This window comes from Pseudomonas oplopanacis (genome assembly GCF_057128725.1).
Genome location: NZ_JBSKHV010000008.1, coordinates 25,496 through 52,254, shown reverse-complemented (window position 1 = coordinate 52,254; position 26,759 = coordinate 25,496). Strand labels below are relative to the sequence as shown.

The window sequence follows — 26,759 nt, the reverse complement described above, 5'->3', positions numbered from 1 at the left end:
CTGAGGCTATCGCGCTTATTAAACCGCCTGATGCTAGTAGGTGTATTGCAAAACTCCCTTCCTGATTCGAATTCCGGCCCACACGTCTAGTCGCTAATGCGAAGAAGCGACTTGCTGCAATGCCGGCGGCCTAGTGAAAAGCGGACAGGGTTTAATCCCCATGCCTCGTGGCCAACCTGCAGATTTTTCTCCCAGTGAATCCCTTCGGTCGTAATTTTCCTCGCTTGAGATTGACCACAAGCATGCTTAGTCGTTAACTGTATGCATATACAGCTTAGGTTAAGGCATTGCTCATGAGCGTCACCGTCATCGGCCCGTTAGCAGAGGGGGGAGTTCAGCTTCCCTTTTACTCGTTCAAAGTCCCGGCCGGGTTTCCGTCGCCAGCGGCCGATCACCTTGAACAACACATCTCCATCGACGAGTTGCTCGACATTCGAGCCCCGCATATCTATCTGGTGCGCATTGAAGGGCGCAGCATGGAAGGTGCGGGCATCTTTGATGGGGATATGGCAGTGGTGGATCGCTCAATCACCGCCGAGCATGGGCACATCGTCATTGCGGCTGTGAATTGCGAGCCGGTCTGCAAGCGCCTCTGCAAGCGTGGGCCAAACATAATCTTGATGTCCGAAAATCCTGGCTATCCGCCGCGTTACATTCTTGAAGGCGATGAGTTAATCATCTGGGGCGTGGTGACTTTCAGTGTGCGTGCCCATGATTCTAAAGCCTGAACCCGTCTTCGCGCTGATCGACTGCAACAGTTTCTACGCGAGCTGTGAGCGGGTGTTCCGACCTGACCTGGCCAAGATCCCCATCGTGGTGTTGTCGAACAATGACGGCTGCGTGATTGCCCGCAGCGCGGACAGCAAGCCTTTCATAAAGATGGGCGAGCCCTACTTTCAGATAAAGTACAAACTCAAGCAGCACGGGATCGTTGCCTTCTCGTCGAACTATGCGTTGTACGGCGACATGAGCGAGCGTGTTATGAGCGTGATCGAGTCCCTGGTACCCGCCGTTGAGGTTTACAGCATCGATGAAGCTTTCGCAGATTTGGCAGGTGTACCAGGTGATCTCGAGGCACTCGGTCGACGAATTCGGGCTCAGGTGTATCAAAGCACCGGCATCCCGGTCGGGGTAGGAATTGCTGGTACGAAAACACTCAGCAAGCTCGCCAACCACGCCGCCAAAAAGTGGCAAGTACAGAGCGGAGGCGTCGTTGATCTTCGAGATCAAACCAAGCGCGAGTGGGTGCTGAAGAAGTCCTCGGTCTCGGACGTGTGGGGTGTTGGACGCAAGATGACGCTTCACCTCGAAGGCATGGGTATCAAGACAGCTTGGGATCTCTCCAAAACCGATCCCTGGACACTCCGCAAAAAATTCAGCGTGGTGATAGAGAAGACGGCACGTGAGTTAGCCGGCACACCGTGCCTTGAGCTTGATGAGCCGGATCCACCTAAGCAAGAGATCTGCTGCAGTCGGATGTTCGGCAAGCGTCTCACCGATATCGGGCCGATCAAAGAGGCGGTGGCCACCTATATGCAGCGCGCTACCGAAAAGCTCCGAGCTCAACAGTCGCTTTGTAAGAAAATTCGAGTCAGCATTCGTACCGGCATGTTCAATCCGGAGGAAGCCAAGTACGCCAACGGTGTGTTGGTGGAATTGCCCTATCCAACAGACGACGTTCGGTTGATGACAAAAGCTGCGGTGGATGCGCTGGGCCGGGTATTCCGACCTGGATTCAAGTACAGCAAGGCTGAGGTACTCCTTCTCAACCTTTGCCAAAAAGGTGAGTACACCGATGATCTGTTTTCAACTTCCCAGCCAGTCGCCACTGAGAAAGTCATGAGCGTGCTGGATTCCATCAATGAGCGATGGGGTAGGGGAACACTTCGCTTGGCGAGCGTGCCAACTAATCCTGACTGGGGGATGCGCCGGGAGATGATGAGTCAGAGCTTTACGACTCGGGTTGATCAGCTTTGGACGGTGTACTGCAGGTGATTCGAGTTTCACCAACGGGGGGGGAGGCCGCAACAATGGATTATTCCAAATTATGACTCAGGCATAATTATTGCCACGTCATAATTTCTCACTTTCAAAAGCCATTATGGCCAGCCGAGCCCGACTGAGTCGCTTGCAACACTGGTGGAGGGGGCTCACTCAGTTACACAGGCGCGACTCTTCAGGCAGTGAGACGTTAAGGACGTGACCCCGATAGATATCCGGAATTTTCTCCAGCACCAGGTCTTTCTCAAGGATATCCGCGTTTTGAACGGCATCTGTGAGCAGCTCAACAGTTACCTGATCCAGCGCTTTGATGGAGAGCGGGGCGTAGCTAAGGTGCCAAGGCTCCGGATACATTCCCCCGTTATCACGAAGGTAAGGCCTGAAGAAGCCGTATTCAGCCATGTGGTGATCCAGCCACTGGTGCAGTGGCCAAAACAGTCCATCGGGAGTTACCTCTTCCGGAAGTAATTTCGGCAGATAACCAGGAGGCATCACTACACCGTCGATGACATCAATTTCTGTGCCCCAATGGTGACGACTGCCTCCCGGGAGCGCAGACCAATTGAGTATGCAGCCGATGACTTCCAAGGCAGAAAGAAGAGTGAAATCACGCGCCTTTCCGTTGATATCAAACAGCGGTTTTGCTCCGCTGTATTTAGAGTTCCAGATGCGCAGTTGTGTGCGAAAGTCACGGAAGCTGCTGTAAGGCAGTAAATCAATCCCTGCTCGAAGCGCATCGGATCGCATGTCCAGAAATGCAGCCGCGGCCTCCGGCTGTGCGGCAAAACGCGGTTCGGAATATTGCGCGATATGAGTCCTGGATCGGCCTGTCAGTTCCAGATCGTTAAGCATAAGTTTGCACGCTCATTGGTGTGGAGAGTGGGACACCGAACACGCTGTCAAACGGGCCCAAACAAAGGCTGAGCGTAGAGGCTGAAGCTTGCTCTGTCCAAGACTATCAACGAGTTGGAAATTAGCACTGCTGACGCCTAGGGGCGGGCACCGAGTGCTCGCTCATGATCGGGTGTAGATCCAACGTTCCGACTACGTTTTTCGCTGCAGATCTGAAATCTTCAAACCCCCGAACAACTGAGCTTATGAACACCTTCATCCAACACTTCCCCAGTGCTTGTTCGCTTCTTTGGGCTATTAATTTAGCTGGTACGATTTGCCTTTGGGTAATTGAATTACCTTTCTAGCTCGCCTGCATAATCTGCACGCCGCGCAAAGTTGCTAGTGGATCTGATTTATCTGGTTCCGCACCTACTTAAGTCGAATCCCAGTGCTAATATGCCATCACTTTAATAGCTGACGGATGTCTGGTTCTGCTCAGCCAACCAATCGAAGGAGTGAGAAATGGGCTGGAAAGGAACATTGCGTTCGATGCAGGCTGCTTCACGTAAAGCTGATCGTAATGCCCAGCGTAGGCAGCGTGAGCTTCAGTCTCGCCAGAAAGAATACGCCAAGATGGAGGCGCTGGAGCAGGCGGCTTACGAAGTCGAGGTCTACGACAATAAGATCGATGTCCTGCTTTCGGTACATAAAGAATGTGGAGTGGAGATTGACTGGCAGTCATTCGTTGAGAGGGCTGAGCCAGCAAAACCTTCCTTCGCGGGTACGCGTGAAGCGAATGCGAAATCTCGAGAGCAAAGCTACGCACCTGGTTTTTTCGCACGACTGTTCAAGCTAGAAACACGCCAACGTAAGAACTTGTCCATCGCCATTGAGGCGGGTCGGCTTCACGATAGCAAAGAGCATGAAGCCGCTGTCGCGAAGTGGCGAGTCGAGCATGACTCTTGGCAACAGGAATTCACGATCGCGAAGGGCGTTCTGGATGGTGCAGGCAAAGCGAAGCTTGAAGCGATCAAGCTAGTCGACCCTTTTACAGACATCTCCCATCTCGGCACTTCCATCAAATTTACGATAGGTGACACGGGGCTCGTGGAAGCGAACCTTAGCGTCCATGGCAGTCGAGTTATTCCTGCAGAGGTCAAATCTTTGCTGCAGAGCGGGAAGCTTTCAACGAAGAAGATGCCGGCAGGGAAATACAACGAGCTTTTGCAAGACTATGTATGCAGCTGCGTTTTGAGGGTAGGGCGCGAGCTTTTGTCGATGCTCCCTGATGACCTGGTGATCGTGACGGCGGTCGACGATGTCCTCAATTCGGCGACCGGACATATCGAAGAGCTACCGATCCTGAGTGTTGCGGTGTCCCGGCGCACATTGGAGTCAATGAACATGGACTCGATAGATCCTTCCGACTCCATGAAAAATTTTGTGCACAACACGTCCTTTAAAAAGACAGCCGGCTTCCAGCCTGTTAAAGCTCTGGATGCTCGACAGTTCGTCACGAGCGCCTAACAGATAGACGGTATTGGTGAACCGCTTTTGCAGAGGTGAATACAGCGGACTCGCCTTTGGATCCCGTTATAAGATGGTGGTCATTTCTGGCGTCTACATTGTCGCGTTGAGCCCACTTACCTCGCTCCGCGTTCATGTGCGCCACCATTAGCAGGATAGGGGAAGCACATGGACGAGGCCGCAGAAATCACGGTTGAGCCTGAAGTAGAGCCAGTCAAAGTTGTAAGCATCCAAAGTACCGTCGTCGCTAAACTAAACCTCGCGGATTATCAGAACGCCGTCCCTGTTATTAGGGAGCTGCGAGTCATCAATGAAACAGCGATCAAGTACAACGATTTAGTACTGACGTTGACCGCCTATCCCGAAGTCTTCAAGCCCAAGATCTGGCGCATTGATGCTCTAACTCCGAACGCGTTCATGCCTATCCCTGGTCATGACCTCGCTTTGGATGGTGCCCTACTAGGACGGTTGACCGAAGCTGAAAACGCCACGCTTACCTATACGCTGACTGCGGCAGACACGTCAGCTGAATCTGGTCGATCGGAAGTTGCTCAGCTGGAATTGGCATTGGAGCTTTTGCCACGCAATCACTGGGGTGGCCTTTCCCATCTCCCTGATATGACCGCAGCGTTTGTTCAGCCGAATGACCTTGCTGTCGAGCGATTGCTGAAGCAGGCGGCGGAAGTGTTGCGTCAGAGCGATAAAAATTCTGCGCTTGATGGGTATGCCGGCGGTGCGAAGCGAGCTTGGGAACTGACATCGGCCATATGGGCTGCTGTGGCACGTATGAAGCTGGATTACGCGCTCCCTCCGGCCAGCTTTGAGCAAACTGGGCAAAAAGTACGAAGCCCTAGTCACGTTACGGAACATGGCTTAGCGACGTGCTTTGATCTCGCTTTGTTCTTCTGTGCTGCGATCGAGCAGGCGGGTCTCAACCCTGTTCTGGTGTTCACAAAGGGGCACGCGTTTGCCGGCGTATGGCTCAAAGCTGAAGAATTTTCTACGACCGTGATCGATGACATCACAGCTGTACGCAAGCGTTTAAAGCTCAAAGAGCTGATGCTGTTCGAGACGACGTTCGCAACTCAACACCCAGTTCCACCTTTTACGTATGCCACCGATCGTGGTGAGCAGTTGCTAGCAGAAGGGCAGGATGAAAACTTCGAACTCCTGCTGGATGTGCGCAGAGCGCGCCTGCAGCGAATTAAGCCATTGGCCAGTGCTGATGCACAGGTTTCTAAGTTGCCGATGGATGATGATCTCGCTGGTGGGTCGGAGCTATTAGTCGGTGTTGCGCCAGCCCTGCCTGACGAGGCGGTTACTGTCGAGATGGATGAGCGCCTGCTTGATCCGAAAGATCGTCTGGGGCGGTGGCAGCGCAAGCTACTGGACTTGTCGCTTCGTAATAACTTGCTCAACTTCAAGGCCGGGAAAAAGTCGCTGAAGCTTGAGTCGCCCGATCCTGCGGCGCTGGAAGATATCCTGGCTAGCGGCAAAAGACTGAAATTGCTGACACGTCCCGACCTGATGGATGGGGCTGATCCACGTGACCAGGCGCTGTACGAATTACGTGAGCGAGAAGATGTTCGTCGCCTCCATGCCTTGGATGCCTTGAAACGGTATGAAGTATTTGTCGGGCTTTCCAGCACTGAAATGGAAGCGCGGTTGATCGAACTCTATCGTGGCGCACGAACAGCCCTACAAGAAGGGGGCTCCAACACTCTTTACCTTGCGCTGGGTTTTCTCAGCTGGGAACGAGCAGATAAAGGCGGGCAGAAGTACCGGGCACCGCTTGTCCTGATCCCTGTGACGCTTGAGCGCAAAAGTGCACGTTCCGGATTTTCGATGGTGCTGCACGACGACGAACCTAGGTTCAACCCGACACTAATCGAAATGCTTCGCCAAGATTTCGAATTGAATCTAGGGTCGCTTGAGACCGAGCTCCCTAGGGACGATTCGGGACTGGATATTGATGCTATCTGGAAAGCGGTGGGGCGCGCGGTCAAAGACATCGCAGGCTGGGAGGTCGTGGAAGACGTCGTCTTGTCCATGTTCTCCTTTGCAAAATACTTGATGTGGAAAGACCTCGCTGAGAATGCCGAAGCGCTTCGCGAAAGTCCGGTCGTGCGGCACCTGTTGGATACTCCGCGAGACGCCTTCCCGTCCGAAATTACGTTCCCTGAAGATCGACGCCTGGATATCGACTTCAACCCCCGAGAAGTGTTCTGCCCACTGCCATCTGACTCTTCGCAGCTATCTGCTGTGATGGCGGCATCGAAAGGAAAAGACTTCGTCCTGATTGGCCCGCCCGGAACCGGTAAAAGTCAGACCATTGCCAACCTCATTGCGCAATCGGTGGCGCAGGGCCGACGTGTACTTTTCGTCTCTGAAAAAATCGCTGCGCTGGATGTCGTTTACCGACGCCTGCGTGAAGTTGGCTTGGGCGAATTTTGCCTGGAAGTCCATTCGAGCAAGGCGCGCAAAACCGACGTCTTGGCTCAACTGCAGTCGGCCTGGGATGCGAAGGGGATCGTGGATTCTGCAACGTGGCATGCTGAAGCTGATCGCCTGCAGTCGTTACGTGAAGGCTTGAACACTTACGTTGAGCGACTGCACCAGCGTTACACGAATGGATACAGCATTTACCACGCGATAGGTGTCGTATGTGGCGGCGCATCTATTACACCAATGGATATGTCCTGGTCATCACCCCATGCTCACGCCCGTGAAGATATGGCTGCGCTACGGGAGTTGTCTGATCGCCTGGAAGTGAACGCCCAGGCAATTGGATATGGAGTGTTGTCAAATCATCCACTCAGTCTGGTTGGTCAGGGAGAGTGGTCACCTTCCTGGCAACAACAGCTGATTCAAGCTGCGCGTGAGGTACTCCCTGCCGCGCAAGCCGCTATCCGGGCCGCGGAAAAATTCAGCGCCGCCACAAGCTTGCCGATCGCCTCTCTTGTGCCTTCTGTTTGCAACGGTCTTTTACTTCTGTCGTCAACGCTGCCGCTTGCGGCGGGCCATGATTGGCGATTCGTGTTGCGGCCAGACGGCCGCATGATTGCGCAACGACTGTCTGAAGGTAGCGAGCTTGTAGGAAAGCATCGCTTGCTCTGCCAGCAACTTTCACCGGTATGGCCTGTCACGACGGTTAATGCTGCTGAGAAAGGTCTCAGCCTTTTGGCGAGACGTAGGGCTTTGCTTTCGCAGCTCAGCCCAGCCTGGCCAGTGCAGACGTTTGAGACACTGAGCCAAGCAGTAGAAATGCTCGACGGTATCGCGGAACTCAAACAAGAGCTCTCCGTGACTTACACCGACATCATCGAAACACTTGATGTACGCGAATTACTTGGAGATTGGCAAAGCGCAGAGCAGTCGTTCTGGCCCAAGTCACTGATGGGGACGCGCAAAGTCACAAAGTCTCTCTCAACAGCCGTCTCCGGTGGTGCAGAACCCGAAGTAGCGAAAGACCTACGTGTCTGGATTCAGATCCGTGACTTGCGCGAGAAGCTCGACACGATGGAGTTGGGTGAACACTGCACTCAAATCTGGGACGGCTCACTCTCGGTAGCGCTACATCTTAAGGCTGTCATTCAGTTGCGCCAGGCAACGCTGTGCGTGACAGCGGAGGAGCCTTGGAGTGATGTCGGGTTCGATGTTATCGCTGAAGGTCATTGCGGTGAGCAGCTGAAATCAGACCTCGCCCATATGCGCTCTATTGTCCTGCTTGACCAAGAGCTGGCTCCATATCTGCATTTTGGCGACCTCACAGAAGGATTATGGTCTGGGCTTAACACCGACGCGGAATCGCTGTTCGCTGCAATTGCTTTTCAAACTTCGCGTCGTTCAGTAGTCGAGCAGGGTGAGCTCGAGGGTGATCACGACCCAGTCGCAGTTGGCCGATGCGGCAAGACCATGCAGTCGGATTTGGCCGTGGTTCAACAGCGACATCTCGTTGAAAAAGCCCTATTGGAGTTCGATGATCTGAGTGCGGTTAGCTCCGGATTGTGGGCTGGTCTTAAAACCAAAGTAGACAAGGTCACGGAGGCGGTAGCGTTCCAAGGCAAGCTAGCATCTGCACTCGCTCAGCTAGGTACTACCCCTGAACTTGTATCTGCATATCGCAGTGCAATACAGGTACTGCTCGGCGACGCGAATGCACTGCTTGAACCCGAGGGCATGGTTTGCCAATCAGGTGCTGAATTGCGTCAGTGCTTTGAGTTACTCCGTCAGCGTGTGGATGTTCTTGCAACATCGGGACGTTTTACAAAATCAGGGCTAGCCGACATCCAGCAATTTACTCTGGATGCGCTACTGCAGCATTGCGAGTACATGGTTCGATCTGAACCCGGTGTTCGTGCCTGGTGCGCATGGCGCAAGGTGCGTGAAGAGGCGGTTGGCGCTGGGCTCTCGAGTCTGGTTCAGGCTATGGAGGGCAACCTCGTCAAAGTCGGCGAAGTCCGCCACTCATTTGAAACCAACTACGCTCGGTGGTGGCTGAACGCGGTCGTAGACAACGAACCTGTCATTCGTGGTTTTGTGAGTGTTGAACATGAGCAGCGAATTCGAGATTTCAGAGCCTTGGACGATCGCTTCACTGCATTGACCCGTGATTGGCTGCGGGCACGTCTTTGTGCTGATCTTCCTAATCCCGAGAGCGTGACCCGTTCCTCGGAGTGGGGTGTGCTTAGGTACGAGATGGGTAAGAAGACTCGTCATCTGCCGCTTCGCGAGTTGATGTCCAAGATTCCGGATGCGTTGACGAAACTGACGCCGTGCATGCTGATGAGCCCGCTGTCCATCGCCCAATACCTCACACCTGGAGCGAGTGCATTTGATCTGGTCATTTTCGACGAGGCCTCGCAAATCCCCGTGTGGGACGCAGTTGGGGCCATGGCGCGTGGCAAACAAGTCGTGATGGTCGGTGACCCCAAACAGCTACCTCCAACGTCATTCTTTGATCGCGCAGAATCAACGGCGGACGATGAAGATGTTGAAGCCGATCTTGAGAGCATTCTGGATGAGTGCATCAGCGCGAACCTTCCGGTTCGTCATTTGAATTGGCACTACCGTAGTCGTCATGAAAGCTTGATTGCTTTCTCGAACCAACGCTATTACGAGTCCAAGCTCGTGACGTTCCCATCCCCCGTGACAAACGACCGTGCCGTCAAACTGCACGAGATTTCGGGTGTCTATTCCAAAGGTGGATCAAGAACGAACCTGATTGAAGCACGTGCTATCGTCGCTGATGTAGTTGGTCGTCTGCGCTCACCAGGTTTCCGGGAAAGCAAGCTGACCATTGGCGTGGTGACGTTCAACGGTGAGCAGCAGAAGCTCATCGAGGATTTGTTGGACGAAGCTCGTCGTAACGACCCTTCGCTTGAAGCGTACTTTGCCGACACCGAGCTTGAGCCTCTGTTTGTTAAAAACCTTGAGAGTGTTCAAGGCGATGAGCGAGACATCATCTACTTCTCGATTACCTACGGCCGCGATGCAGCGGGTACTCTGTCCATGAATTTTGGCCCTATCAATCGCCCTGGTGGCGAGCGTCGATTGAACGTGGCAATTACGAGGGCTCGGCACGAGCTATGCGTCTTCGCTAGTTTGCAACCTGAACAAATAGATCTATCGCGAACCCAATCGATTGGTGTGCGTGACCTGAAGCATTTTCTCGAGTTTGCACAGCGAGGGCCTCGAGCACTCGCTGAAGCAGTCACTGGAAGTGTCGGAGGCTTTGACAGTCCTTTCGAAGAGGCGGTATCCGTAGCACTGATCAGTCGTGGATGGCAGGTGCATACTCAAGTCGGTGTATCTGCATTCAGAATCGATTTAGGGGTGGTCGATCCTGATGCACCTGGTCGCTACCTGGCTGGTGTGGAGTGTGACGGGGCGACCTACCATCGCAGCGCTACGGCGCGGGATAGAGATAAGCTGCGTGAGCATGTATTGCGTGGGCTTGGCTGGGAAATTCTGCGTATCTGGTCAACTGACTGGTGGATTAACGCCGTTGGCACCGCTGATCTTATCCATGAACGTCTGACCGCTTTGCTCGTGTTGAGTCGAGCTCAACGCGCCGATCATGAAGCCCGGGAAGAGGCCGCCCGCTTGCTGGCCGAAACTGCAGTAGTGGAGGTCATCGAGTTGGTCGAGGAGGTCACAGGTTCAATCACTGAGCCGCTGACCAGTGCCAATGACGAGGCAGATGCTCCTCAGAACCTGCAATACGCAGCAATTGCTTCGGCACCTCAGCCTTTGAGCAGCCCCCAATCGCATTACTCTCCGGTGGAGGTTGTTTACTACCGAGAGTCCGATCCTGCTTCCGCTGTCTTGGGGGTGGATCCGGATGCGTTTTTTGAGACGAGTTACTCAGCCGTTTTAAGCGCGCTGATCGAGCACGTGATTAGCGAAGAAGGGCCTATTCTCGATGTAATTCTTGCTAGGCGAATTGCCAGGGCTCATGGTTGGGTGCGTACGGGTTCGAAGATTCGAGAAAGAGTGTCGGCGATGGCGCAGAGCACTCATCGTATGACGATTGATGATGTCGGGGAGTTCTACTGGCCGAGCCAGATAACTGATGCATCTGCCGTTGTCTGTCGGCGTCCAGAAGATGAGGCGAGTATCCGACCGGTTGATGAGATCTGTGGCGATGAGCTGGCATCACTCGCTCGGGAGCTTCGTGCCAAAGGTAAAGCAGGGGAGGCATTACTGCACGCCATGGCCAGAGAGCTGGGACTTCAGAAACTGACCGCGTCCAGCCGGCGGAGACTCGAAAAAGCGAGCCAAATAGAGCAGGAAAAATAGACTCTCAGCAAGCCCAGGGTTAACACAATGGTGTTGACTCTGCGGCCTCTCGATCGAGTGGATCTCCATAAGCATCTCTGCCTGGTGCAACAGGTTGATGCCGACGCGCAACTCTCAGCAATCCCCACAACATGGCTATGGCGACCGCCATCCAAGCGGCGAAGATGCTGATGATAGTAATTGTAAGGTTCATAGAAAAATCATCTCTTGCGATGTTGTCTTCCTGCTTCCCTAGCAGGTGACCTTTTGAAATCATCGATGATTCATCTTACTCATTCGGCCGTATGCAGCCCAGTGAACGGGCTAACAGATTGTCGTCATTACTTGTCTGTTGGATTTTTTCGGTTTGCGGGCTTTTCGGATCTCCGCTGATATTCACTGGGGGGAGGCGACAGAGTTGGAGGTCTGCTCTCGTGTCTGCGCAAAGCGGCAGATGCTTGGTACTGCTTTACCTCGATCGCTTCGGCAGCTCCCACCCGGGGACTCAAAGTAGAGGATTTCCGCATCAACACGTGATGCAGATGGCTTTCGGTTGGTGAACAAGCTACTGCCCAGAACCGTCACAACGCGTCGGCTATGATGATCGAGTCGACACTAACCAAATGACCAAAGCTCCCTGCTATGGAAAATACCCCCGACGCACACATTCCAGCCGATGACTTGTCCGAAGAAGTTGTGACAAGAGAATCGCTTTACGAACAGGCTTGGTCGACACCCATGACCAAAATCGGCGAACGATATGGGGTGTCTTCTAGCTATCTGGCTCGAGTATTCACCAGCTTAAATATTCCTCGTCCCCCGGTGGGGTATTGGGCTCAAGTCGCAGCGGGAAAAGGTAAGGTTCGTCCAGCGTTGCCGGAATCTCGGCTAGGCGATCTGACTGCATGGAGTCGAAATGGAGCGCCTCTTCAGGTTTCCCGATCTATTCCTAAAGAACGTCAGAAAACGAGCCGAAGGGCGGCTGTAGCTCCGGCTGCACTGCCTCGAAGGCACCCACTTTTACTTGGTATTGAAGAGCACTTTAAGAAGGTTCGAGAAAGCGAGAACGGATATTTGCGGCCCACAAAACGCGCCATGGCGGATTTGATTGTGAGTCGCACCGGTATTGCCCACGCTGTCGACTTTGCCAATCAATTGTATTTGGCGTTGATGAAAAAAGGCCTCGCTGTAGCGCTCAGTGATCCCGCCACACATATGAGTCGTGCGTCTGTTGATCATCGGCAGGAGGCCTCAACGAGGTACATATACCCATCATTATGGCAGCCGCAACGTCCTACCGTGGTTTACATCGGTACCATAGTTTTTGGTTTGACCATCTACGAGATCAGTGAATACGTAGAGGTCAAGCACGTAGACAAGGAGTACTTTCGGCTGAGTTCGCTTCCAGCCAGCCAGCGTCGCTCTCCCTACCATGATGGGTGGGTAATGAGTGCCGACATGCCCAGCGGTCGCCTATGTCTCCAAGTTTATTCCCCTTACTACCGAGCAGATTGGATTCATCACTGGAGCGAGGACAAGCCTGGCGATTTGTTCAGCAAAATACCCAACATCGTAAAACTCTTGATTGCCGAAGCCCCAGAACTTGCCAAAAAAGTCGAAGTTGAGCGAGAGAGGAGGGAACTCGAAAGGCAGAAGTACCAATTGGAGGTAGCTGAGTGGCGAAGAAAAGAAGAGGAAAAGCGTCAACTCAAGATTGTCCAAGATAGCCGCGACCGGCTCGAGGTTGTGATCCAGACTTGGGCAAAGGTAAACAGCATTCAGGCTTTCTTTGACGATATTGAAAGATCCGCGCATAAGTTAGGCAATGAGGAACGGAAAGTCGTCATGGAGCGGTTAGCTAAAGCGAAAGAACTGATCGGGGACTTGGACGCGTTGAAACGCTTCAATGGCTGGGAGCCTCCAGCGTTTTAGGCTACCTGTCTCATTCAAAATCTCTGTTTTTGGTGTAGTGTTAGGGGACTAATCACATAGAGACTTCCCATGTCCAAACTCGCCGAATTCCGTCAACTCGAAAAACATCTCGCTGAGCAGTTGCAAGCCCTGGAAGCGCTGAAGGGTGATGCTGGGCTTAAGCAGGAAATTGAATTCGAGACCAAACTCCGCGCGCTCCTTGCCAAGTATGGTTACAGCTTGAAAGACGTGGTCAATTTGCTTGATCCTCAAGCTAGTCGCCGCGCTCCAGCCACCGAATCTAAAGCGGGCAGCCGCAAGCCTCGCCAAATGAAGATTTACAAGAATCCTGAATCTGGTGAAGTCGTGGAAACCAAAGGTGGCAACCACAAAATCCTGAAAGAATGGAAAGCGAAATACGGTGCAGACAAGGTTGAATCCTGGCTGAGCAAGTGATTTCGGATTGAGTATAAAAGGGCTCTGAAAGGGCCTTTTTTATTGCCTGTGTAAAGACAGTTAAAACGCGAAATCTGCTTCGGCTTTTTGAGTGGTTTTGGAAAGCCCGTTACTGAGAATCAAAGAATTGGCTTGGCATGGGGATCCCTGGGCAAGGAGTCACCATTCGTCAGCAACGCGTCGCGACCCTCCTTGACAGGCGAGTTGTCTGAGGAAATACTCGTCACAAGATTCATATAGATGACTAGATAACAAGGTGAATAAAGTCGATGAATTCTCTGTCCAGTGATGTCCGCTTGCCGCTTTATCAACGCCTACGTGACCAATTAGCTGAGCAGATCGCCAAAAATCGTTGGCGTCCTGGTGAGGCGATTCCTACGGAAGCTGCGCTTTCAGCGGAGTACCAACTGTCTACCGGAACGGTGCGCAAAGCGATTGATGCGTTGGTCAGTGAGGGCATCCTGGAGCGTCAGCAGGGGCGAGGGACTTTCATTCGCCGACCGCAGTTTCAATCCTCTTTGTTCCGCTTCTTTCGATTCCAAACTGCTTCCGGTGAGCGTCAGATACCGGAGAGCCGCATCCTCTCGATCGAGCCAGTTGCCGCACCCTCGGCCGTATCGCAAGCGCTAGGGTTGCCCGTCGATGCGCCGGTAATTCGTATTGTCCGTGTGCGTCTGCTCAATGTTAAGCCAGTGCTTGCCGAAGAAATCTGGTTGCCCCGCAACCGCTTTCAGCCGCTTCTGGAGATCGATCTGAGTCGCAAAGGGCCGCTGCTTTATCCGATCTACGAAGAGCTGTGCGGACAGGTTGTCGCATCGGCCGAAGAAACGCTGACCGCTGAATCGGTGAATGACCTGCATGCTCGATTGCTGCAGGTACCAGTAAACAGTCCGGTGGTAGTGATTGAGCGTCTGGCCCGGGATTACGCCGGAACACCACTGGAATGGCGCCGCTCTCGCGGGCACGCGGAGCACTTCCGATACAGCGTGGATATTCGCTAACGCATGCCTGCGTAGCGGATCGTTCAGCGGGGAGTCGGTCGCCGCTGGTTTGATCGTTTTGTTTGCCAAAACTGGCCCTGTAGCGGTGCGGTTCGCTCTCGGCTGCCTCACGTTCCACCTATAAGGATAAGAATCATGTTTAGCTGGTATCGCCAAGTCACTCCTAGGGAGCGCAAAACGTTTTGGGCCTGCTTCGGCGGATGGTCGCTCGACGCACTGGAAGTACAAATGTTTGGCTTGGCGATTCCGGCTTTGATCGCCGCCTTTGCCCTGACCAAGGGTGACGCGGGGCTGATCAGCGGTGTGACCCTGGTCACTTCGGCCATCGGCGGTTGGGTAGGGGGGACGTTGTCCGACCGCTATGGCCGGGTACGCACGCTTCAGTGGATGATTTTGTGGTTCTCGGTCTTCACCTTTCTTTCCGCGTTTGTGACGGGATTCAATCAGCTCTTGATCGTCAAAGCACTCCAGGGCTTCGGCATTGGTGGCGAATGGGCTGCCGGCGCAGTGCTGATGGCTGAGACCATTAACCCTCAATATCGCGGCAAGGTCATGGGCACTGTGCAAAGCGCCTGGGCCGTGGGTTGGGGGCTGGCGGTGGGAGTATTCACGCTGATTTACTCCTTTGTACCTCAGGACATGGCGTGGCGCGTGATGTTCCTGGTCGGGCTGCTTCCGTCGTTCCTGATTATCTGGGTGCGTCGTAATATCGAGGAGCCCGACAGCTTCCAGCGTCGGCAAAAAGAAAACGCAATCCCGCAAAGTTTCTTCAAATCCTTGGCCGGCATCTTCCGCCCCGATTTGATCCGCGTAACGCTGTTCGGTGGTCTGTTGGGGCTGGGTGCGCACGGTGGTTACCACGCGGTGATGACCTGGCTGCCAACGTTCCTCAAGACTGAGCGCAATCTGTCCGTACTGAACTCTGGCGGCTACCTGGCGGTTATCATCTTCGCGTTCTGGTGTGGGTGCGTAGTCAGCGGCTTTTTGATCGACCGTATAGGTCGGCGCAAAAACATCGTGCTGTTCGCGCTTTGCTGCGTCGTCACGGTGCAGTGCTATGTATTCCTGCCGCTGACCAATACCCAGATGCTGTTCCTGGGGTTCCCGCTCGGCTTTTTCGCGGCCGGTATTCCCGCGAGCCTTGGCGCACTGTTCAACGAGCTGTACCCGGCGGATGTACGCGGTGCCGGTGTGGGCTTCTGCTACAACTTTGGCCGAGTGCTTTCAGCGGTGTTCCCGTTCCTGGTCGGTCACATGAGCGACTCCATGTCCCTTGGGTCTGCGATTGGTATCGACGCCGGGATTGCCTATGGCGTGGCGGTGATCGCGGCACTTTGTCTGCCGGAAACGCGTGGACGCAGCCTCGAAGCTTCGAGTGCATCGGTGCCAGCAACGGTCAACGGCAACGAGAGTGCCCGGGCCTGATGCCCTTTACCTTCTATAGATGAACGCTATGACTGACACTTGTTCTACGCCGATCACCGGCATCGACTCCCATGCTCATGTGTTTAGCCGTGATCTAAATCTGGTCGGTTCACGGCGCTATACCCCTGATTACGACGCCACGCTTGAGCAGTATCTGACGCACTTGCACGCTCATGGTCTGAGTCATGGCGTATTGGTGCAACCGAGCTTTCTCGGCACCGACAATAGCTACTTGCTTGCGGCGTTGAGGCAAGCGCCGGATCAGTTGCGAGGCGTGGTTGTGGTGGAGCCAGGCGTCAGTCGGGCCATGTTGAATGACATGGATCATCTGGGCGTGGTCGGCGTTCGCTTGAACCTGATGGGTAAGGCGTTACCTGATTTCCGTAACAGTGCCTGGAGAGAGTTTTTCAGCCACATTGCTGATCTTGACTGGCATGTCGAGTTGCATCGGGAGGTAAAGGATCTGCCGGGACTGATCCATCAACTGACGCCGTTCGGTTTGAAGTTGGTGATTGATCACTTTGGTCGGCCGGATGCGAATTCGGGCGTCGATCAACCCGGGTTTGGCGAGTTACTGGAGTTGGGATCGAAAGGTTCGATCTGGATGAAGGTATCGGGAATCTATCGTTTAGGAGGTACGCCGCAACAGAACATCAATTTCGCTCGCATGGCATTACCGCTGCTGGAACAAAGTTTCGGCCTTCGCCAGTTGGTGTGGGGTAGCGACTGGCCGCACACGCAGCATGAGCAAAGCATCGGTTTCAGCACCGTAGTTGATCAGTTGCAAGCACTGGAGTGTTTGACGCAGGTTAGCTATTCGTTGCTGGTGCAAGCCCCCCGAAGGTTATTCGGTTTTGCAAAAGGCGAAAGCTGAAATTTACGCCTGAATTTGCAGATGACCATTCATCTCACCCATTTAAACGAATACATACAGAACGTTCGAAGTGCGACGTTGCAGTCAAACCTCTCGTGCTGCATCGAGAAGTTCTGCGTAATAGCAGCTATTCCAATTACAAGAGAGTGGATTCCATGAACACGTCATCCAATGCCGAAGTCGAAAGCACCCAAACGATGTTTGGTTTATCGCGTGCGCCGACAGGCGTTACGGTTTCAAACTTCTCTTTCAAATCTGAGTGCAGTTTGGGCGCCAGCCCAACCGAGATCCTTTCATGACTCCTTTAGATATAGACCTCTTACTGACCGCATTGGTGAGCGTCCTGGTGCTGGTGGCGCTCATCGTGTCGCGTATCAAAATGCACCCGCTTCTGGCCTTGCTAGTAGTTTCCGTTGGCGTTGGCTTTGCAACCAGTATGGAGCCAGAAAACATTGTCTCCCACTTGATCACCGGCGCCGGAAAGACACTGGGGGCAGTGGGGATCGTAATCGCGCTTGGAGCGATGCTAGGCAAAATTCTTGCTGACGCAGGCGTCACAGAGCAGATCGCCGAGGTCATCCTCAAGCGAACATCGGATCGGATGATTCCTTGGGCCATGATGATGGTTGCCTTTGTAATTGGCATTCCCATGTTTTTCGAGGTGGGCTTGGTGATCATGCTGCCGCTGATATTCAGCGTGGCGCGAAAGCTGGAAAGCCAGGCTCGCTTCAAAGGTTCAGCGTATGTGTATGTGGGTGTTCCGGTGATTGCGGCACTTGCAGCCATGCACGGGATGGTACCGCCGCACCCTGGCCCCTTGACGGCCATCGCCGCGCTCAAAACCTCGGTTGGGCCCACAATGCTCTATGGCTTCATTGCGGCTATTCCTGCAATGATTTTAGGCGGCCCGCTTTATGGCGCATTCATTTCGCCGCGCATGAGCACTCGGCCCGATCAGGTTTTGCTAGATCAGTTTACCCTAGCTGAAAAAGCCGACGATCAACCAAGCACCAGCATATGGCTTGGCGTACTGGCAGCCTTGCTACCGGCAATCCTGATGCTGATTCATGCCGTCGCTGAGATGGTATTACCCAAGGACAATGCGATCCTGAAAATGGCTAGTTTCTTGGGCAATCCCCTGATAGCCATGCTCCTAGGCGTGCTGTTTGCGGGGGCAAGTCTGGTACTCGCGCGGGGCGGCGATGCGGGGCAATTGCGCGAATCCTTGGGCAAGAGCCTCAAGCCAATCGCCTCAATCATCATGATCATCGCCGGCGGTGGTGCCTTTCAGGAGCTGCTAACCAGCGCCAAGGTGGGCGATGCCATTGTGCACCTGACTCAACAGTCTGCGTTCCCTCCGCTGATCTTGGGTTGGTTGATCGCGATGTTGCTTTCGGTATCTACCGGTTCCGCCACTGTAGGTATCGTTGGTGCTGCTGGCTTGCTGGCGCCGCTTGCCGGTGCTGATCCCAGCCTCAACCTGCCTCTGCTTGCCTTGTCGATAGGCTGCGGCTCGCTGTTCTTCAACTATGCGAACCATGCGGGCTTCTGGATGGTGAAGGAATCCTTCGGCATGACCATGGGCGAAGCCACCAAGACCATTTCGGTGGTTCAATCCATCGTAGCCGTGGTCGGTTTGATTGTGGTGTTGATGTTGAATGCGGCTGTCACGGTGATTTGAGTCAGGATCTGTTCGCAGGTAGTTACTCGGCCCGAGCGAGTTAGCCGAGGGTGGGGGATAGAGTTACGTTTAAGGTCTATAAAAACCCTCACACTGGTGAAGTCGTCGAAACCAAAGGTGGCAACCACAATCAACTGAAAGAATGGAAAGCTGAGTACGGCTCCGACACCGTTGAGTCTTGGCTGACCAAGTGATCTTGGTTTGAGTACAAAAAGGGCCCGAGAGGGCCTTTTTTATTTTGTTGCGACAAGGTCGTGATGGACTTCGATTTACCTCGGCTCCCTCTGCGTTTCGTCCTCATACCTTCCTGCTTGCCTGGCTATCGGGAAGATCAAACTGGGGGTTAATCCTCCCTCTCCCTTTTAGGGACTGCTGTCACGTCAAACGGGCCAGAAAGCATTAATATCGTCCAACTTACTATGGGCGACCCGCTACGAAATGGCTGCTACCCGGACTGCGCGCCGACTACAGGACGAAGGCAAATGAGGCGCGTGCTGCATGCCGTGCTTGCTGCTTGGAAGGAGGGCAGAGGGGTAGTCAGGTATGAAATTTTTCCTTTTCATCATTGCCCTTGCCAGAAAGTTAACAATATGGTGAATACCCGGCCGCTTGTGACATGGATTCATAAGTACAAAGAATGGAAACCAGATAATCACAGAGTATAGAAGAATGCCGCTTGTGATATTTTTTGCTTATCAATGAAAGGGCATAGATATGGATAATCGAGCGGGGGAGATGCAGGTCTTTGTACGGGTCGTCGATGCCGGTAGCTTTTCGCAAGCGGCGCGCCAAATGATGATGACTCCGTCAACGGTCAGCAAACTGATGGTTAGATTGGAAACCCGACTCGGCATTCGACTGCTTGAGCGCTCAACCCGCAAGTTGTCATTGACTGATGAAGGGCGCATTTACTACGAGCGTAGTAACGCGTTGTTGGCTGAACTGGATGATACCGAACGTGCCTTGGCACAAGGGGCACAGAAAGCACGCGGCGTTGTACGGATCAATTCATCGGTAGCGTTCGGTACACTGGGCATTGAACCCAATTTGCCTGCATTTTGGGACGCGCACCCAAACATTCAGATTAACCTGTCCTTGTCCGATGACCTCGTCGATTTGTACCTTGATCGAACGGATATTGCTTTCAGGGTGGGTGCATTGAGTGACTCAACATTGCGCGCAAGGCGGATTGGTGTTGCCCAACGCAAAATGGTTGCATCCCCGTCGTATCTTTCAAAATACGGAATGCCTGAAACCATTGAATCACTCACCCAGCACAACTGTCTCAGTTTCAATTTTCAGCGATCGAATCCAGTCTGGCCTATGCATCAAAATGGTAGGATTATCGACCGAATCGTCCAAGGTAGTCTGCAGGCCAACAACGGTGAAACCGTTCGACGTATGGCGATTGCAGGAGTTGGAATTGCCCGATTAGCTGATTTTCATATTGATGAAGACATCGCTGCAGGCCGCCTAGTCGAAGTGCTCGCGCAGGCGGGGCATGACTCCGAGGAAGTCCATGCGCTGTATCAGGGCGGGCAACATGTGCCACAGCGTATCCGGACGTTTCTCGATTTTATGGTGCCGTGCCTGCAAACATTTATGGATCGGAGGTGATCCAGGTACCGTAGTCTTTCCAAGGGCTCGATAATGCTCTTTAGCAAGGATGTATAGCCATTTCTCTTTGCGCATTGATGACGATGCCGTCCGGCCATCCTAGCAGTCATCAGATTAACCCCCTGCAACAACACCCATGACTTCTGACCTGGAATGATCGACAGCGCGGCCATGGGGAGCGAGTACTCGTTTTGTGGAAGCTTCCCACGTCGAAATCGGTTTTGTGAATTCAATTCCCAAGAGCTGTGCCTAATGATGCATTTATGCCACGGGAGGAGTGCTGCATAGTAACCAACACCTATTATTGCTTTCAGCTGCATCGGAGACAGAAGATGCAAGTCAGAGCTGCTGTAATAAGACATATGACCGATCCCCCGAGGTATGCTCAGAGTGAGTTGCAATCGTGAAGGGTGAGTTGGCTAACGCGGGCGCCGACGTCGACGAAGTTTGGATGCGAATTCGTACTACGGGCTCACGCTATTTTGATTTTTCAGAATCCAATGGCGATCGATCCAGTCGGAGTCGTTACCTGCTGAGTATCTGCGACCGGCGGCCGATTTCCAATACAGTTTTCGACGATACACCTATCAAGGGTCTTGACCCTCCGTGGTGCGATCAATAGCAAAACGGTTTATTCGGACTGTTTAGTTCGGAACCAAATAAAGCATTTCTCTAAAGCTCGCTAGAGCTGAAGGTTGGTGTCTTGCAATAAAATTTTAACTTATAGAAGGTGTTTTTATAATACAAAAATTAAACTAATCGATGGAGGCGGCCGTCATGAATAGCCTGAACAGTGAAAGAAGTCAAATTGTACTTGATGCTGAAGCATGTCACCTCCTTAAGCTGTTAGGCCAAGCTCTTGCGGCTAAAGAACAAGCTGATTTACATGTCGTCATCGAAAACAGTTTGCAACTCTACTCATTGCTATTGACGCTATGCAACATAGAATCCTCAAATGCAGGGCCATCAAAAACACTAGCAATATGGAGAGAGAAAAAAGCAAAAGAAATAATTGCTTCAAACCTATCAGGGCCTATGTCGGTTGCAGAAGTTGCCAAAGAGTGCTTTCTATCTAGAAGTCACTTTTCCAGGGCGTTCAAACACAGCACGGGACTGTCGCCTAAAGAGTGGTTAATAAATTCAAGAATACAGAAATCACAAGAACTGTTGCTGGGCGGTTTTCTACCGCTCGCCCAGATAGGGGTTGAATGTGGCTTTTCGGATCAATCACATTTCACTCGTACATTTAGTAAGTTTGTGGGTATGACTCCTGGGAGATGGCGTAAAAATAAACTTTTATCAGTATGACCTCTGGAAGACCCAATAAACACCAGCAGGCGACAGAGGCTAAAATTTAAACCCTGTCTGCCAACGTGTTAATTGAGCGAAGGTCATGATATTCAATTTATGGAATTGTGCTCCAGGATGACAGGTATATTAGTTTGCCCTACATGAGTCTCCGAGCGATGGTAAGCAATTCGGGATCCGGCAAGAATGAATTTGACTGCCGGAACCTTCGGCGATCCATCGCTCGGAGGCGGTAACGTTAATACAGAGGGTTTCATATCTACGATCAGATCGCTCAGCTGCGAATGAATGCCAAAATATCAGCATTAATCTCTGCTGCGTTTGTAGTCGGCATACCATGTGGAAAACCAGGATATTTTTTGAGGGTGCCATTCTTCAAAAGCTTGACTGAGAGAGGTGCGGAATCGTCATATGGCACTATCTGGTCGTCGTCTCCATGCATTACGAGAGTAGGAATTGGGATCTTTTTTAGATCTTCAGTGAAGTCCGTTTCAGAAAAAACCTTGATGCAGTCGTATTGAGCTTTGGCACCACCCATCATGCCTTGACGCCACCAATTCTCAATGGTGCCTTGCGAGACCTTTGCGCCTGGACGGTTGAACCCGTAGAACGGCCCCGAAGGAACGTCCATGTAGAACTGCGCACGGTTTTCGAGGAGCGCCTTACGAAGGCCATCAAACACTTCAATACCTAGGCCACCAGGATTTTTATCCGATTTGACCATGATTGGGGGCACGGCGCTGATTAGCACAGCCTTTGCGACTCGTTCGGGCTTGGCGCGGGCTACATAACGAGCGACTTCACCGCCCCCCGTTGAATGGCCGACATGAATTGCACCTTTCAGATTAAGCGCATCTGTCAGTGCAATCACATCTGCGGCGTAAGTGTCCATGTCGTTCCCTGTCCACGTCTGGGTTGAGCGACCGTGACCGCGACGGTCGTGGGCAATAACACGGTAGCCTTTCTCCAAGAAGAACATGAGCTGATTGTCCCAATCATCGGAGCTCAATGGCCAGCCATGGTGAAACATGATGGGCGTCGCGTCTTTCGGGCCCCAGTCTTTGTAGAAAATCTCAGTGCCGTCTGCTGTTTTGATTGTGGTCATGGAATCACTCCGGGCTTTGGGTGGTTGAACTTTCTCATGCGTCGCTGCCATCACTTTCAAGGGCACACTCGCCAGCAGGGTTAGTGCGGCAATACCCACGAGAAAGTTTCGCCTCGGGAATGCAAAGCTATCGCTATCCGTCAACGCTATGTAATCTGAATTTTGCTGCATCGTGTTTTCCTCATAAGAGTCGCCCTTATCACGCAAGAAAAGGCTGAAACTGCCTTTTCTGTCCGTGAGACTCGCGGGATTACGCCTCACTCCTTCAAATGAGGCGTAAATCCAATCAGTGACTTTCTGAGGCATTGAACATTGATTTAGCGTAAATCAGACCTAGGCCATATGCGCCACCGTGGGCTATGGAGGTTTTTACTGTCTCGTTATAGGTATCACTACGAGCCCAGTCACGCTGCAACTCAAGAAGGTACTGAAGAGAAGTCATTGGTCGCGCACCTGCCTGCACCATACGGATAATGGCGCGTTCATGAGCTTCATCTGAAACGTCGCCACATGCATCACAGATGACATATACCTCGAACCCTTGTTCCAGAGCAGATATCGCAGGCCCAACTATGCAAACTGAAGTCCATAGACCCGCAAGCACAATTCGGCTTCGGCCAATCCTATTGACCTCGACAGCGATCCTTTCATCCTCCCAGGTATTCATGCTCGTTCGATCGATGAGTTGCTGATCAGGGAAGGTCGAAGTGATTTCTTCGAACATGGGGCCGGAGAAACTTTTTTCCGCCACTGTAGTAAGAATCACAGGAACACTAAATTCCTTCGCTGCCTTCGAAATCAGCGCAGCGTTATTGCGCAGGGTGACAGCGTCAATTGATTTGGTCGCAAAAGACATTTGGGACTGAAAATCGATCAGTACCAAAACGTGATTGGACGGATCGATGAGACCTTTACCCGGTGCTGCTTTAGCGGTTGGCATGACACAACTCCAGCTTCGTTTCGGAACGGTCATTCTCATGCTCAATCGTCGCGTGGTGCTTGTAGTCCTGTGCGCATATGGAAAGTTTGTGCTGTGAAAAACATCTGTTTTTCCGATATTAAAACCGCGTTGGCTCAGGTGGAATACCTGACGTTTAAACACTATCGAGTTTTCGCTTGCTTTAGAAACGTTGCGAGTATTTCTGAAGGCTGTGCGCCGCTTATAAGTGTTTCACCTATCTTTATGGTAGGTGTAAGGCGTCCGCACCACTCGATCGTTTCACGCTCGGCCTTCAAGAGCTCACTAATGCCGTCTTCGCTACGGAGGAAATTCAATGTCAACTGTCGTTCTTCGGGATCTTGCTCGAGTAATGCTAGAAGCGACACTGGATCGCTTATGTCTTTTGCCTCACAAAAACGCGCTTGGTAAATACCTTCGAACAGGGTTCCAACACATTTGCCTCTATGCTTCTGCCACTGCATGAGCCGAAGCGCAGATTCTGTATTCGGCATCGTGGTAATCAAGCTTAAGTCCAGCGAAATGCCACACTCCGCAGCCGCATGGAATAGCGCTTCTTCATGGTTTTTTGCGTGACTGCCAAAGCGGTTTTCTTGGTATGTCCGATAGTCCATGCCAATCTGAGCTTTCGGATACGCTGATCTACAGGCTTGGTAGTCAATAGGGAGCATTACCCCAGTGTTGATCATGGCTTGGCGCAGGCGCTTTTCACCTATCCAACACCAAGGGTCGAGGAAATCAAAGGCGAAGGCGATGAAATTGCTTTTCATGTTGGTCAACCAAAATGTCCAATGGCGAGACTTTAGGTGAGTTGACCCAATCTGAATACACATCCTCAACGCAACACTGCATTGCGTCTGTTTCGTTATCGCTTTCAGTAGCTCAGAATTTCTTCGAGAAAAGAAATAAAAACCTTCACTCGGCTAGATCTTCGATGGTTTGGCAAATAGAGCGCGTTGATCATGCCATTGGCGTCACTAGGGTTGGCTTCGTAATTGGCGAGCACCCGCGTCAGGCGCCCTTGGCGTACGTCCTCTGCCACAAGCCAGTCCGCCAGCAACGCAGTGCCTCTGCCATTCAAAGCCGCCTCTCGCAGGATATCGGCATTGTTGCTTTCAAGACGCCCAGAAACATTGATGCGAATGGAGTCTTCTGAGCCGCGAAAATCCCAGCCGTGATGCATGTCCCCGTAATCGAAACGCAGGCACTCGTGATTTACAAGTTCTCGGGGTTGCAAGGGAATGCCGGCTCTCGCGAAATAGTCAGGGCTTCCTACTACCCATCGCTCGAATCGACCAAGCGGTTTACTGATGATGTCTTCGCTGGCTAATGTAGAACCCAAACGAACGGACAAATCGATTCGCTCTTTTAACAGATCGGTCATCTGGTCGCTCAGAGACAGGCTCACGTCAAGCTCGGGATACTGAGACAGCAAGCGTCCCATGTGTGGGGCTATGACTCTGCGACCAAACTCGACCGGTACGCTTACCCTCAATCGACCGCGAGCTTCGGAGCTGCGGTCGGCAATTGCCGTGTCAGCCTCGGCGAGGGCATCAAGGATAAATAGAGCTTTATCGAAGTATGTTTGTCCCGCAGCGGTGGGATTCGTGTTCCTGGTCGTACGGTTGAGCAGTGCTACGCCCAACTCCGCTTCGAGACTCGCGACTTGGCGAGTGACTGATGAGGTCGAAACGCTGAGCTTGCGCGCTGCTGCAGAATATCCACCGCAGCGCACAGTTTCGACGAACATGGTTAGCGCAAGCAGTTTGTCCATGGCCCAGGCCCCGGTGTTATGAGCGACTGGATCCAGCAGCTCAGCTCAAATGCCTATTTGGTCGTATTCTGCCTACGTTTTGCGCTATTGCCTTGGATGTTTGTGCTGGCATAAGTCACTCTTTTCTACTACTGAATAACCGAGTGAAAAACAGCACGGCAGCAACGGCAGGTACCAACGCTGCCAGGCAAACAAACGAACCCCATCCCAATCGTTCGTAAAGCGGACTCGCCAGAAGTGAGCCCAAAGCTCCCCCAAGGAAAATACTGGTCATGTAAACCGCATTCAAGCGAGCACGACTGTGCGGATCAAGCGCATAAACTTCACGCTGTCCCAGCACCATGCTCAACTGAACAGCAAAGTCCAGCAGCACCGCGCAAACCACTAACCACAGGTAACCAGAGGAGGGTAGCGCTGCAATCAAAAGCGAAGCCGGTGCAACTATCAGAGCGATGGCGGTACCTTGCTTTGAGTACCCGGCATCCGCCAAGCGTCCTGCAATTGGTGCCGCTATCGCCCCCACTGCACCAACCAGGGTAAACAGTGCCAGTTGTGTTTGGCTGAAATGGTAATGACGGATAAGTTCGACAGGCGCGATTGTCCAAAAGATGCTGAAACTGGCAAAAAGCAAGGCTTGATACAAAGACCGTTCACGAAGCACGGCGTAGCGACCCACCAAGGTAAAAATTGAACTGATTAACGCTCCGTAGCTGGCGCGGTGAACGGGAGTACGCTGTGGCAGCGCGAACCCCATCAGGACTGCAATGATCGCCATCAGAGCGGATGCACCGAAAAATACACCGTGCCAACCGAATGACTCGGTGAGCGTACTGGCGATCGGGCGTGATAGAAGAATCCCCAACAGCAAACCGCTCATGATATTGCCAACCACTTGGCCTCGGGATTCTTCAGGCGCCATGTGCGCCGCCAGCGGAACCAAGATTTGCACTGCCACTGAAGTAAGGCCAATCAGCAACGAACAGATTAGAAACATTGAAGGCGTTTGACTCAGGGCTGCACCGGCCATGCACAAGGAAGCAGCCAGCGTGAAGCCGACTACCAAACGACGATTTTCCATGAGGTCAGCCAGGGGAACCAAGAAGAACAGTCCCAATGCGTATCCGAACTGAGTCAATGAAACGATCAGGCTGGCATGCTCGCTTGAAAGGTTAATTTGAGGCGCTATCAGTTCTACGATTGGCTGGGCGTAATACAGATTTGCGACAACGGCGCCACAACAGAAAGCGAGCAAAATCACCATCGCTGTGGACAGGGTTGGCGCCGATATTGGGGTCTGTTTCAGGTCGGTCGTTGTGGAGCTGCCAGAGGACATGGCGACACCTCATCAAGGGTTGAGTTGAGTCGCTAGCGTAGGTTGCTACTTCCAACTGAGGAATTAGTCTGCGGAGCAACACTGCGATGCGCTAAACGCAATGGCTCGCATACATAGCAGATGGCGCAACACACTTTTGCGCGGAGAAGCGATACCCCACATCTTCATGCCTGC

19 protein-coding genes and 1 pseudogene are annotated in these 26,759 nt (G+C 52.7%); 13 read left to right on the top strand and 7 right to left on the bottom strand.

Annotation, left to right across the window (positions count from 1 at the left end):
• Positions 1-293 precede the first annotated feature (293 nt).
• Positions 294-728, top strand: a complete 435-nt coding sequence (locus ACWKV5_RS17020; RefSeq protein WP_483842217.1) for a LexA family protein — start codon at positions 294-296, stop codon at positions 726-728.
• On the top strand, positions 715-1,995 hold the full coding sequence (gene umuC / locus ACWKV5_RS17015) for a translesion error-prone DNA polymerase V subunit UmuC (protein WP_483842436.1): 1,281 nt from the start codon (positions 715-717) through the stop codon (positions 1,993-1,995). The genes ACWKV5_RS17020 and umuC overlap by 14 nt, the downstream gene beginning before the upstream one ends.
• 159 nt (positions 1,996-2,154) lie before the next feature.
• Here umuC and ACWKV5_RS17010 read toward each other — a convergent pair whose 3' ends face one another.
• On the bottom strand, positions 2,155-2,853 hold the full coding sequence (locus tag ACWKV5_RS17010; RefSeq protein WP_483842216.1) for a M15 family metallopeptidase: 699 nt from the start codon (positions 2,851-2,853) through the stop codon (positions 2,155-2,157).
• A gap of 121 nt (positions 2,854-2,974) precedes the next feature.
• Positions 2,975-3,112: a DUF4062 domain-containing protein gene (locus ACWKV5_RS17005; RefSeq protein ID WP_483842215.1), complete on the bottom strand. Its 138-nt coding sequence runs from the start codon at positions 3,110-3,112 to the stop codon at positions 2,975-2,977.
• 245 nt (positions 3,113-3,357) lie between these two features.
• Between ACWKV5_RS17005 and ACWKV5_RS17000 the strand changes: the two genes are divergently transcribed.
• The 11 genes and pseudogenes from ACWKV5_RS17000 to ACWKV5_RS16950 all read left to right on the top strand — a co-directional run bounded on the left by ACWKV5_RS17000 (position 3,358) and on the right by ACWKV5_RS16950 (position 21,415).
• On the top strand, positions 3,358-4,362 hold the full coding sequence (locus ACWKV5_RS17000; protein WP_483842214.1) for a hypothetical protein: 1,005 nt from the start codon (positions 3,358-3,360) through the stop codon (positions 4,360-4,362).
• A gap of 168 nt (positions 4,363-4,530) precedes the next feature.
• Positions 4,531-11,163, top strand: a complete 6,633-nt coding sequence (locus ACWKV5_RS16995) for an anti-phage protein ProA (RefSeq protein WP_483842213.1) — start codon at positions 4,531-4,533, stop codon at positions 11,161-11,163.
• Positions 11,164-11,784: 621 nt separating this feature from the next.
• On the top strand, positions 11,785-13,074 hold the full coding sequence (locus ACWKV5_RS16990) for a hypothetical protein (protein WP_483842212.1): 1,290 nt from the start codon (positions 11,785-11,787) through the stop codon (positions 13,072-13,074).
• Between the two features lie 69 nt (positions 13,075-13,143).
• Positions 13,144-13,509 (top strand): histone-like nucleoid-structuring protein, MvaT/MvaU family, encoded by a 366-nt coding sequence (locus ACWKV5_RS16985; RefSeq protein ID WP_483842211.1) that lies wholly within the window; start codon positions 13,144-13,146, stop codon positions 13,507-13,509.
• Positions 13,510-13,778: 269 nt separating this feature from the next.
• Complete coding sequence (locus ACWKV5_RS16980; RefSeq protein ID WP_483842210.1) at positions 13,779-14,510, top strand: GntR family transcriptional regulator; 732 nt, start codon at positions 13,779-13,781, stop codon at positions 14,508-14,510.
• Positions 14,511-14,645: 135 nt separating this feature from the next.
• Positions 14,646-15,935, top strand: coding sequence for an MFS transporter (locus ACWKV5_RS16975; RefSeq protein ID WP_483842209.1), 1,290 nt, complete (start codon positions 14,646-14,648; stop codon positions 15,933-15,935).
• Positions 15,936-15,963: 28 nt separating this feature from the next.
• The gene (locus tag ACWKV5_RS16970) at positions 15,964-16,809 is read left to right on the top strand and encodes an amidohydrolase family protein (RefSeq protein WP_483842208.1); all 846 of its coding nucleotides are present in this window, start codon (positions 15,964-15,966) and stop codon (positions 16,807-16,809) included.
• Between the two features lie 295 nt (positions 16,810-17,104).
• On the top strand, positions 17,105-18,490 hold the full coding sequence (locus ACWKV5_RS16965; RefSeq protein WP_483842207.1) for a GntP family permease: 1,386 nt from the start codon (positions 17,105-17,107) through the stop codon (positions 18,488-18,490).
• A gap of 71 nt (positions 18,491-18,561) precedes the next feature.
• A pseudogene (locus tag ACWKV5_RS16960) lies at positions 18,562-18,684 on the top strand (DNA binding protein); the annotation flags it as partial.
• A 520-nt stretch (positions 18,685-19,204) separates the two neighbouring features.
• Positions 19,205-20,107 (top strand): LysR family transcriptional regulator, encoded by a 903-nt coding sequence (locus tag ACWKV5_RS16955; RefSeq protein ID WP_483842206.1) that lies wholly within the window; start codon positions 19,205-19,207, stop codon positions 20,105-20,107.
• Between the two features lie 777 nt (positions 20,108-20,884).
• Entirely contained in the window at positions 20,885-21,415 is a 531-nt protein-coding gene (locus tag ACWKV5_RS16950) for a helix-turn-helix domain-containing protein (RefSeq protein ID WP_483842205.1), read from the top strand.
• A gap of 274 nt (positions 21,416-21,689) precedes the next feature.
• Here the strand turns inward: ACWKV5_RS16950 and ACWKV5_RS16945 are convergent, their stop codons facing one another.
• The 5 genes from ACWKV5_RS16945 to ACWKV5_RS16925 form a co-directional block, all read right to left on the bottom strand.
• Positions 21,690-22,520 carry an alpha/beta fold hydrolase gene (locus ACWKV5_RS16945; RefSeq protein ID WP_483842435.1) on the bottom strand — a complete coding sequence of 277 codons (831 nt, stop codon included), beginning with the start codon at positions 22,518-22,520 and terminating at the stop codon, positions 21,690-21,692.
• A 286-nt stretch (positions 22,521-22,806) separates the two neighbouring features.
• Positions 22,807-23,460 (bottom strand): hydrolase, encoded by a 654-nt coding sequence (locus tag ACWKV5_RS16940; protein WP_483842204.1) that lies wholly within the window; start codon positions 23,458-23,460, stop codon positions 22,807-22,809.
• A 161-nt stretch (positions 23,461-23,621) separates the two neighbouring features.
• Positions 23,622-24,248: a DsbA family oxidoreductase gene (locus tag ACWKV5_RS16935; RefSeq protein ID WP_483842203.1), complete on the bottom strand. Its 627-nt coding sequence runs from the start codon at positions 24,246-24,248 to the stop codon at positions 23,622-23,624.
• A gap of 104 nt (positions 24,249-24,352) precedes the next feature.
• Positions 24,353-25,252 carry a LysR family transcriptional regulator gene (locus ACWKV5_RS16930; RefSeq protein WP_483842202.1) on the bottom strand — a complete coding sequence of 300 codons (900 nt, stop codon included), beginning with the start codon at positions 25,250-25,252 and terminating at the stop codon, positions 24,353-24,355.
• Between the two features lie 115 nt (positions 25,253-25,367).
• Positions 25,368-26,585, bottom strand: coding sequence for an MFS transporter (locus tag ACWKV5_RS16925; RefSeq protein WP_483842201.1), 1,218 nt, complete (start codon positions 26,583-26,585; stop codon positions 25,368-25,370).
• Positions 26,586-26,759: the final 174 nt, after the last annotated feature.

What these genes read in the sequence shown, in the direction of transcription:
- ACWKV5_RS17020 (WP_483842217.1), top strand. Translation starts at nt 294, where the DNA reads ATGAGCGTCACCGTCATCGGCCCGTTAGCAGAGGGGGGAGTTCAGCTT.
- ACWKV5_RS16950 (WP_483842205.1), top strand. Translation starts at nt 20,885, where the DNA reads ATGAATAGCCTGAACAGTGAAAGAAGTCAAATTGTACTTGATGCTGAA.
- ACWKV5_RS16980 (WP_483842210.1), top strand. Translation starts at nt 13,779, where the DNA reads ATGAATTCTCTGTCCAGTGATGTCCGCTTGCCGCTTTATCAACGCCTA.
- ACWKV5_RS16935 (WP_483842203.1), bottom strand. Translation starts at nt 24,248, where the DNA reads ATGAAAAGCAATTTCATCGCCTTCGCCTTTGATTTCCTCGACCCTTGG.
- ACWKV5_RS16930 (WP_483842202.1), bottom strand. Translation starts at nt 25,252, where the DNA reads ATGGACAAACTGCTTGCGCTAACCATGTTCGTCGAAACTGTGCGCTGC.
- ACWKV5_RS16970 (WP_483842208.1), top strand. Translation starts at nt 15,964, where the DNA reads ATGACTGACACTTGTTCTACGCCGATCACCGGCATCGACTCCCATGCT.
- ACWKV5_RS16975 (WP_483842209.1), top strand. Translation starts at nt 14,646, where the DNA reads ATGTTTAGCTGGTATCGCCAAGTCACTCCTAGGGAGCGCAAAACGTTT.
- ACWKV5_RS16965 (WP_483842207.1), top strand. Translation starts at nt 17,105, where the DNA reads ATGACTCCTTTAGATATAGACCTCTTACTGACCGCATTGGTGAGCGTC.
- ACWKV5_RS17010 (WP_483842216.1), bottom strand. Translation starts at nt 2,853, where the DNA reads ATGCTTAACGATCTGGAACTGACAGGCCGATCCAGGACTCATATCGCG.
- ACWKV5_RS16955 (WP_483842206.1), top strand. Translation starts at nt 19,205, where the DNA reads ATGGATAATCGAGCGGGGGAGATGCAGGTCTTTGTACGGGTCGTCGAT.
- ACWKV5_RS17005 (WP_483842215.1), bottom strand. Translation starts at nt 3,112, where the DNA reads ATGAAGGTGTTCATAAGCTCAGTTGTTCGGGGGTTTGAAGATTTCAGA.
- ACWKV5_RS16995 (WP_483842213.1), top strand. Translation starts at nt 4,531, where the DNA reads ATGGACGAGGCCGCAGAAATCACGGTTGAGCCTGAAGTAGAGCCAGTC.
- ACWKV5_RS17000 (WP_483842214.1), top strand. Translation starts at nt 3,358, where the DNA reads ATGGGCTGGAAAGGAACATTGCGTTCGATGCAGGCTGCTTCACGTAAA.
- ACWKV5_RS16945 (WP_483842435.1), bottom strand. Translation starts at nt 22,520, where the DNA reads ATGACCACAATCAAAACAGCAGACGGCACTGAGATTTTCTACAAAGAC.
- ACWKV5_RS16985 (WP_483842211.1), top strand. Translation starts at nt 13,144, where the DNA reads ATGTCCAAACTCGCCGAATTCCGTCAACTCGAAAAACATCTCGCTGAG.
- ACWKV5_RS16990 (WP_483842212.1), top strand. Translation starts at nt 11,785, where the DNA reads ATGGAAAATACCCCCGACGCACACATTCCAGCCGATGACTTGTCCGAA.
- ACWKV5_RS16925 (WP_483842201.1), bottom strand. Translation starts at nt 26,585, where the DNA reads ATGTCCTCTGGCAGCTCCACAACGACCGACCTGAAACAGACCCCAATA.
- ACWKV5_RS16940 (WP_483842204.1), bottom strand. Translation starts at nt 23,460, where the DNA reads ATGCCAACCGCTAAAGCAGCACCGGGTAAAGGTCTCATCGATCCGTCC.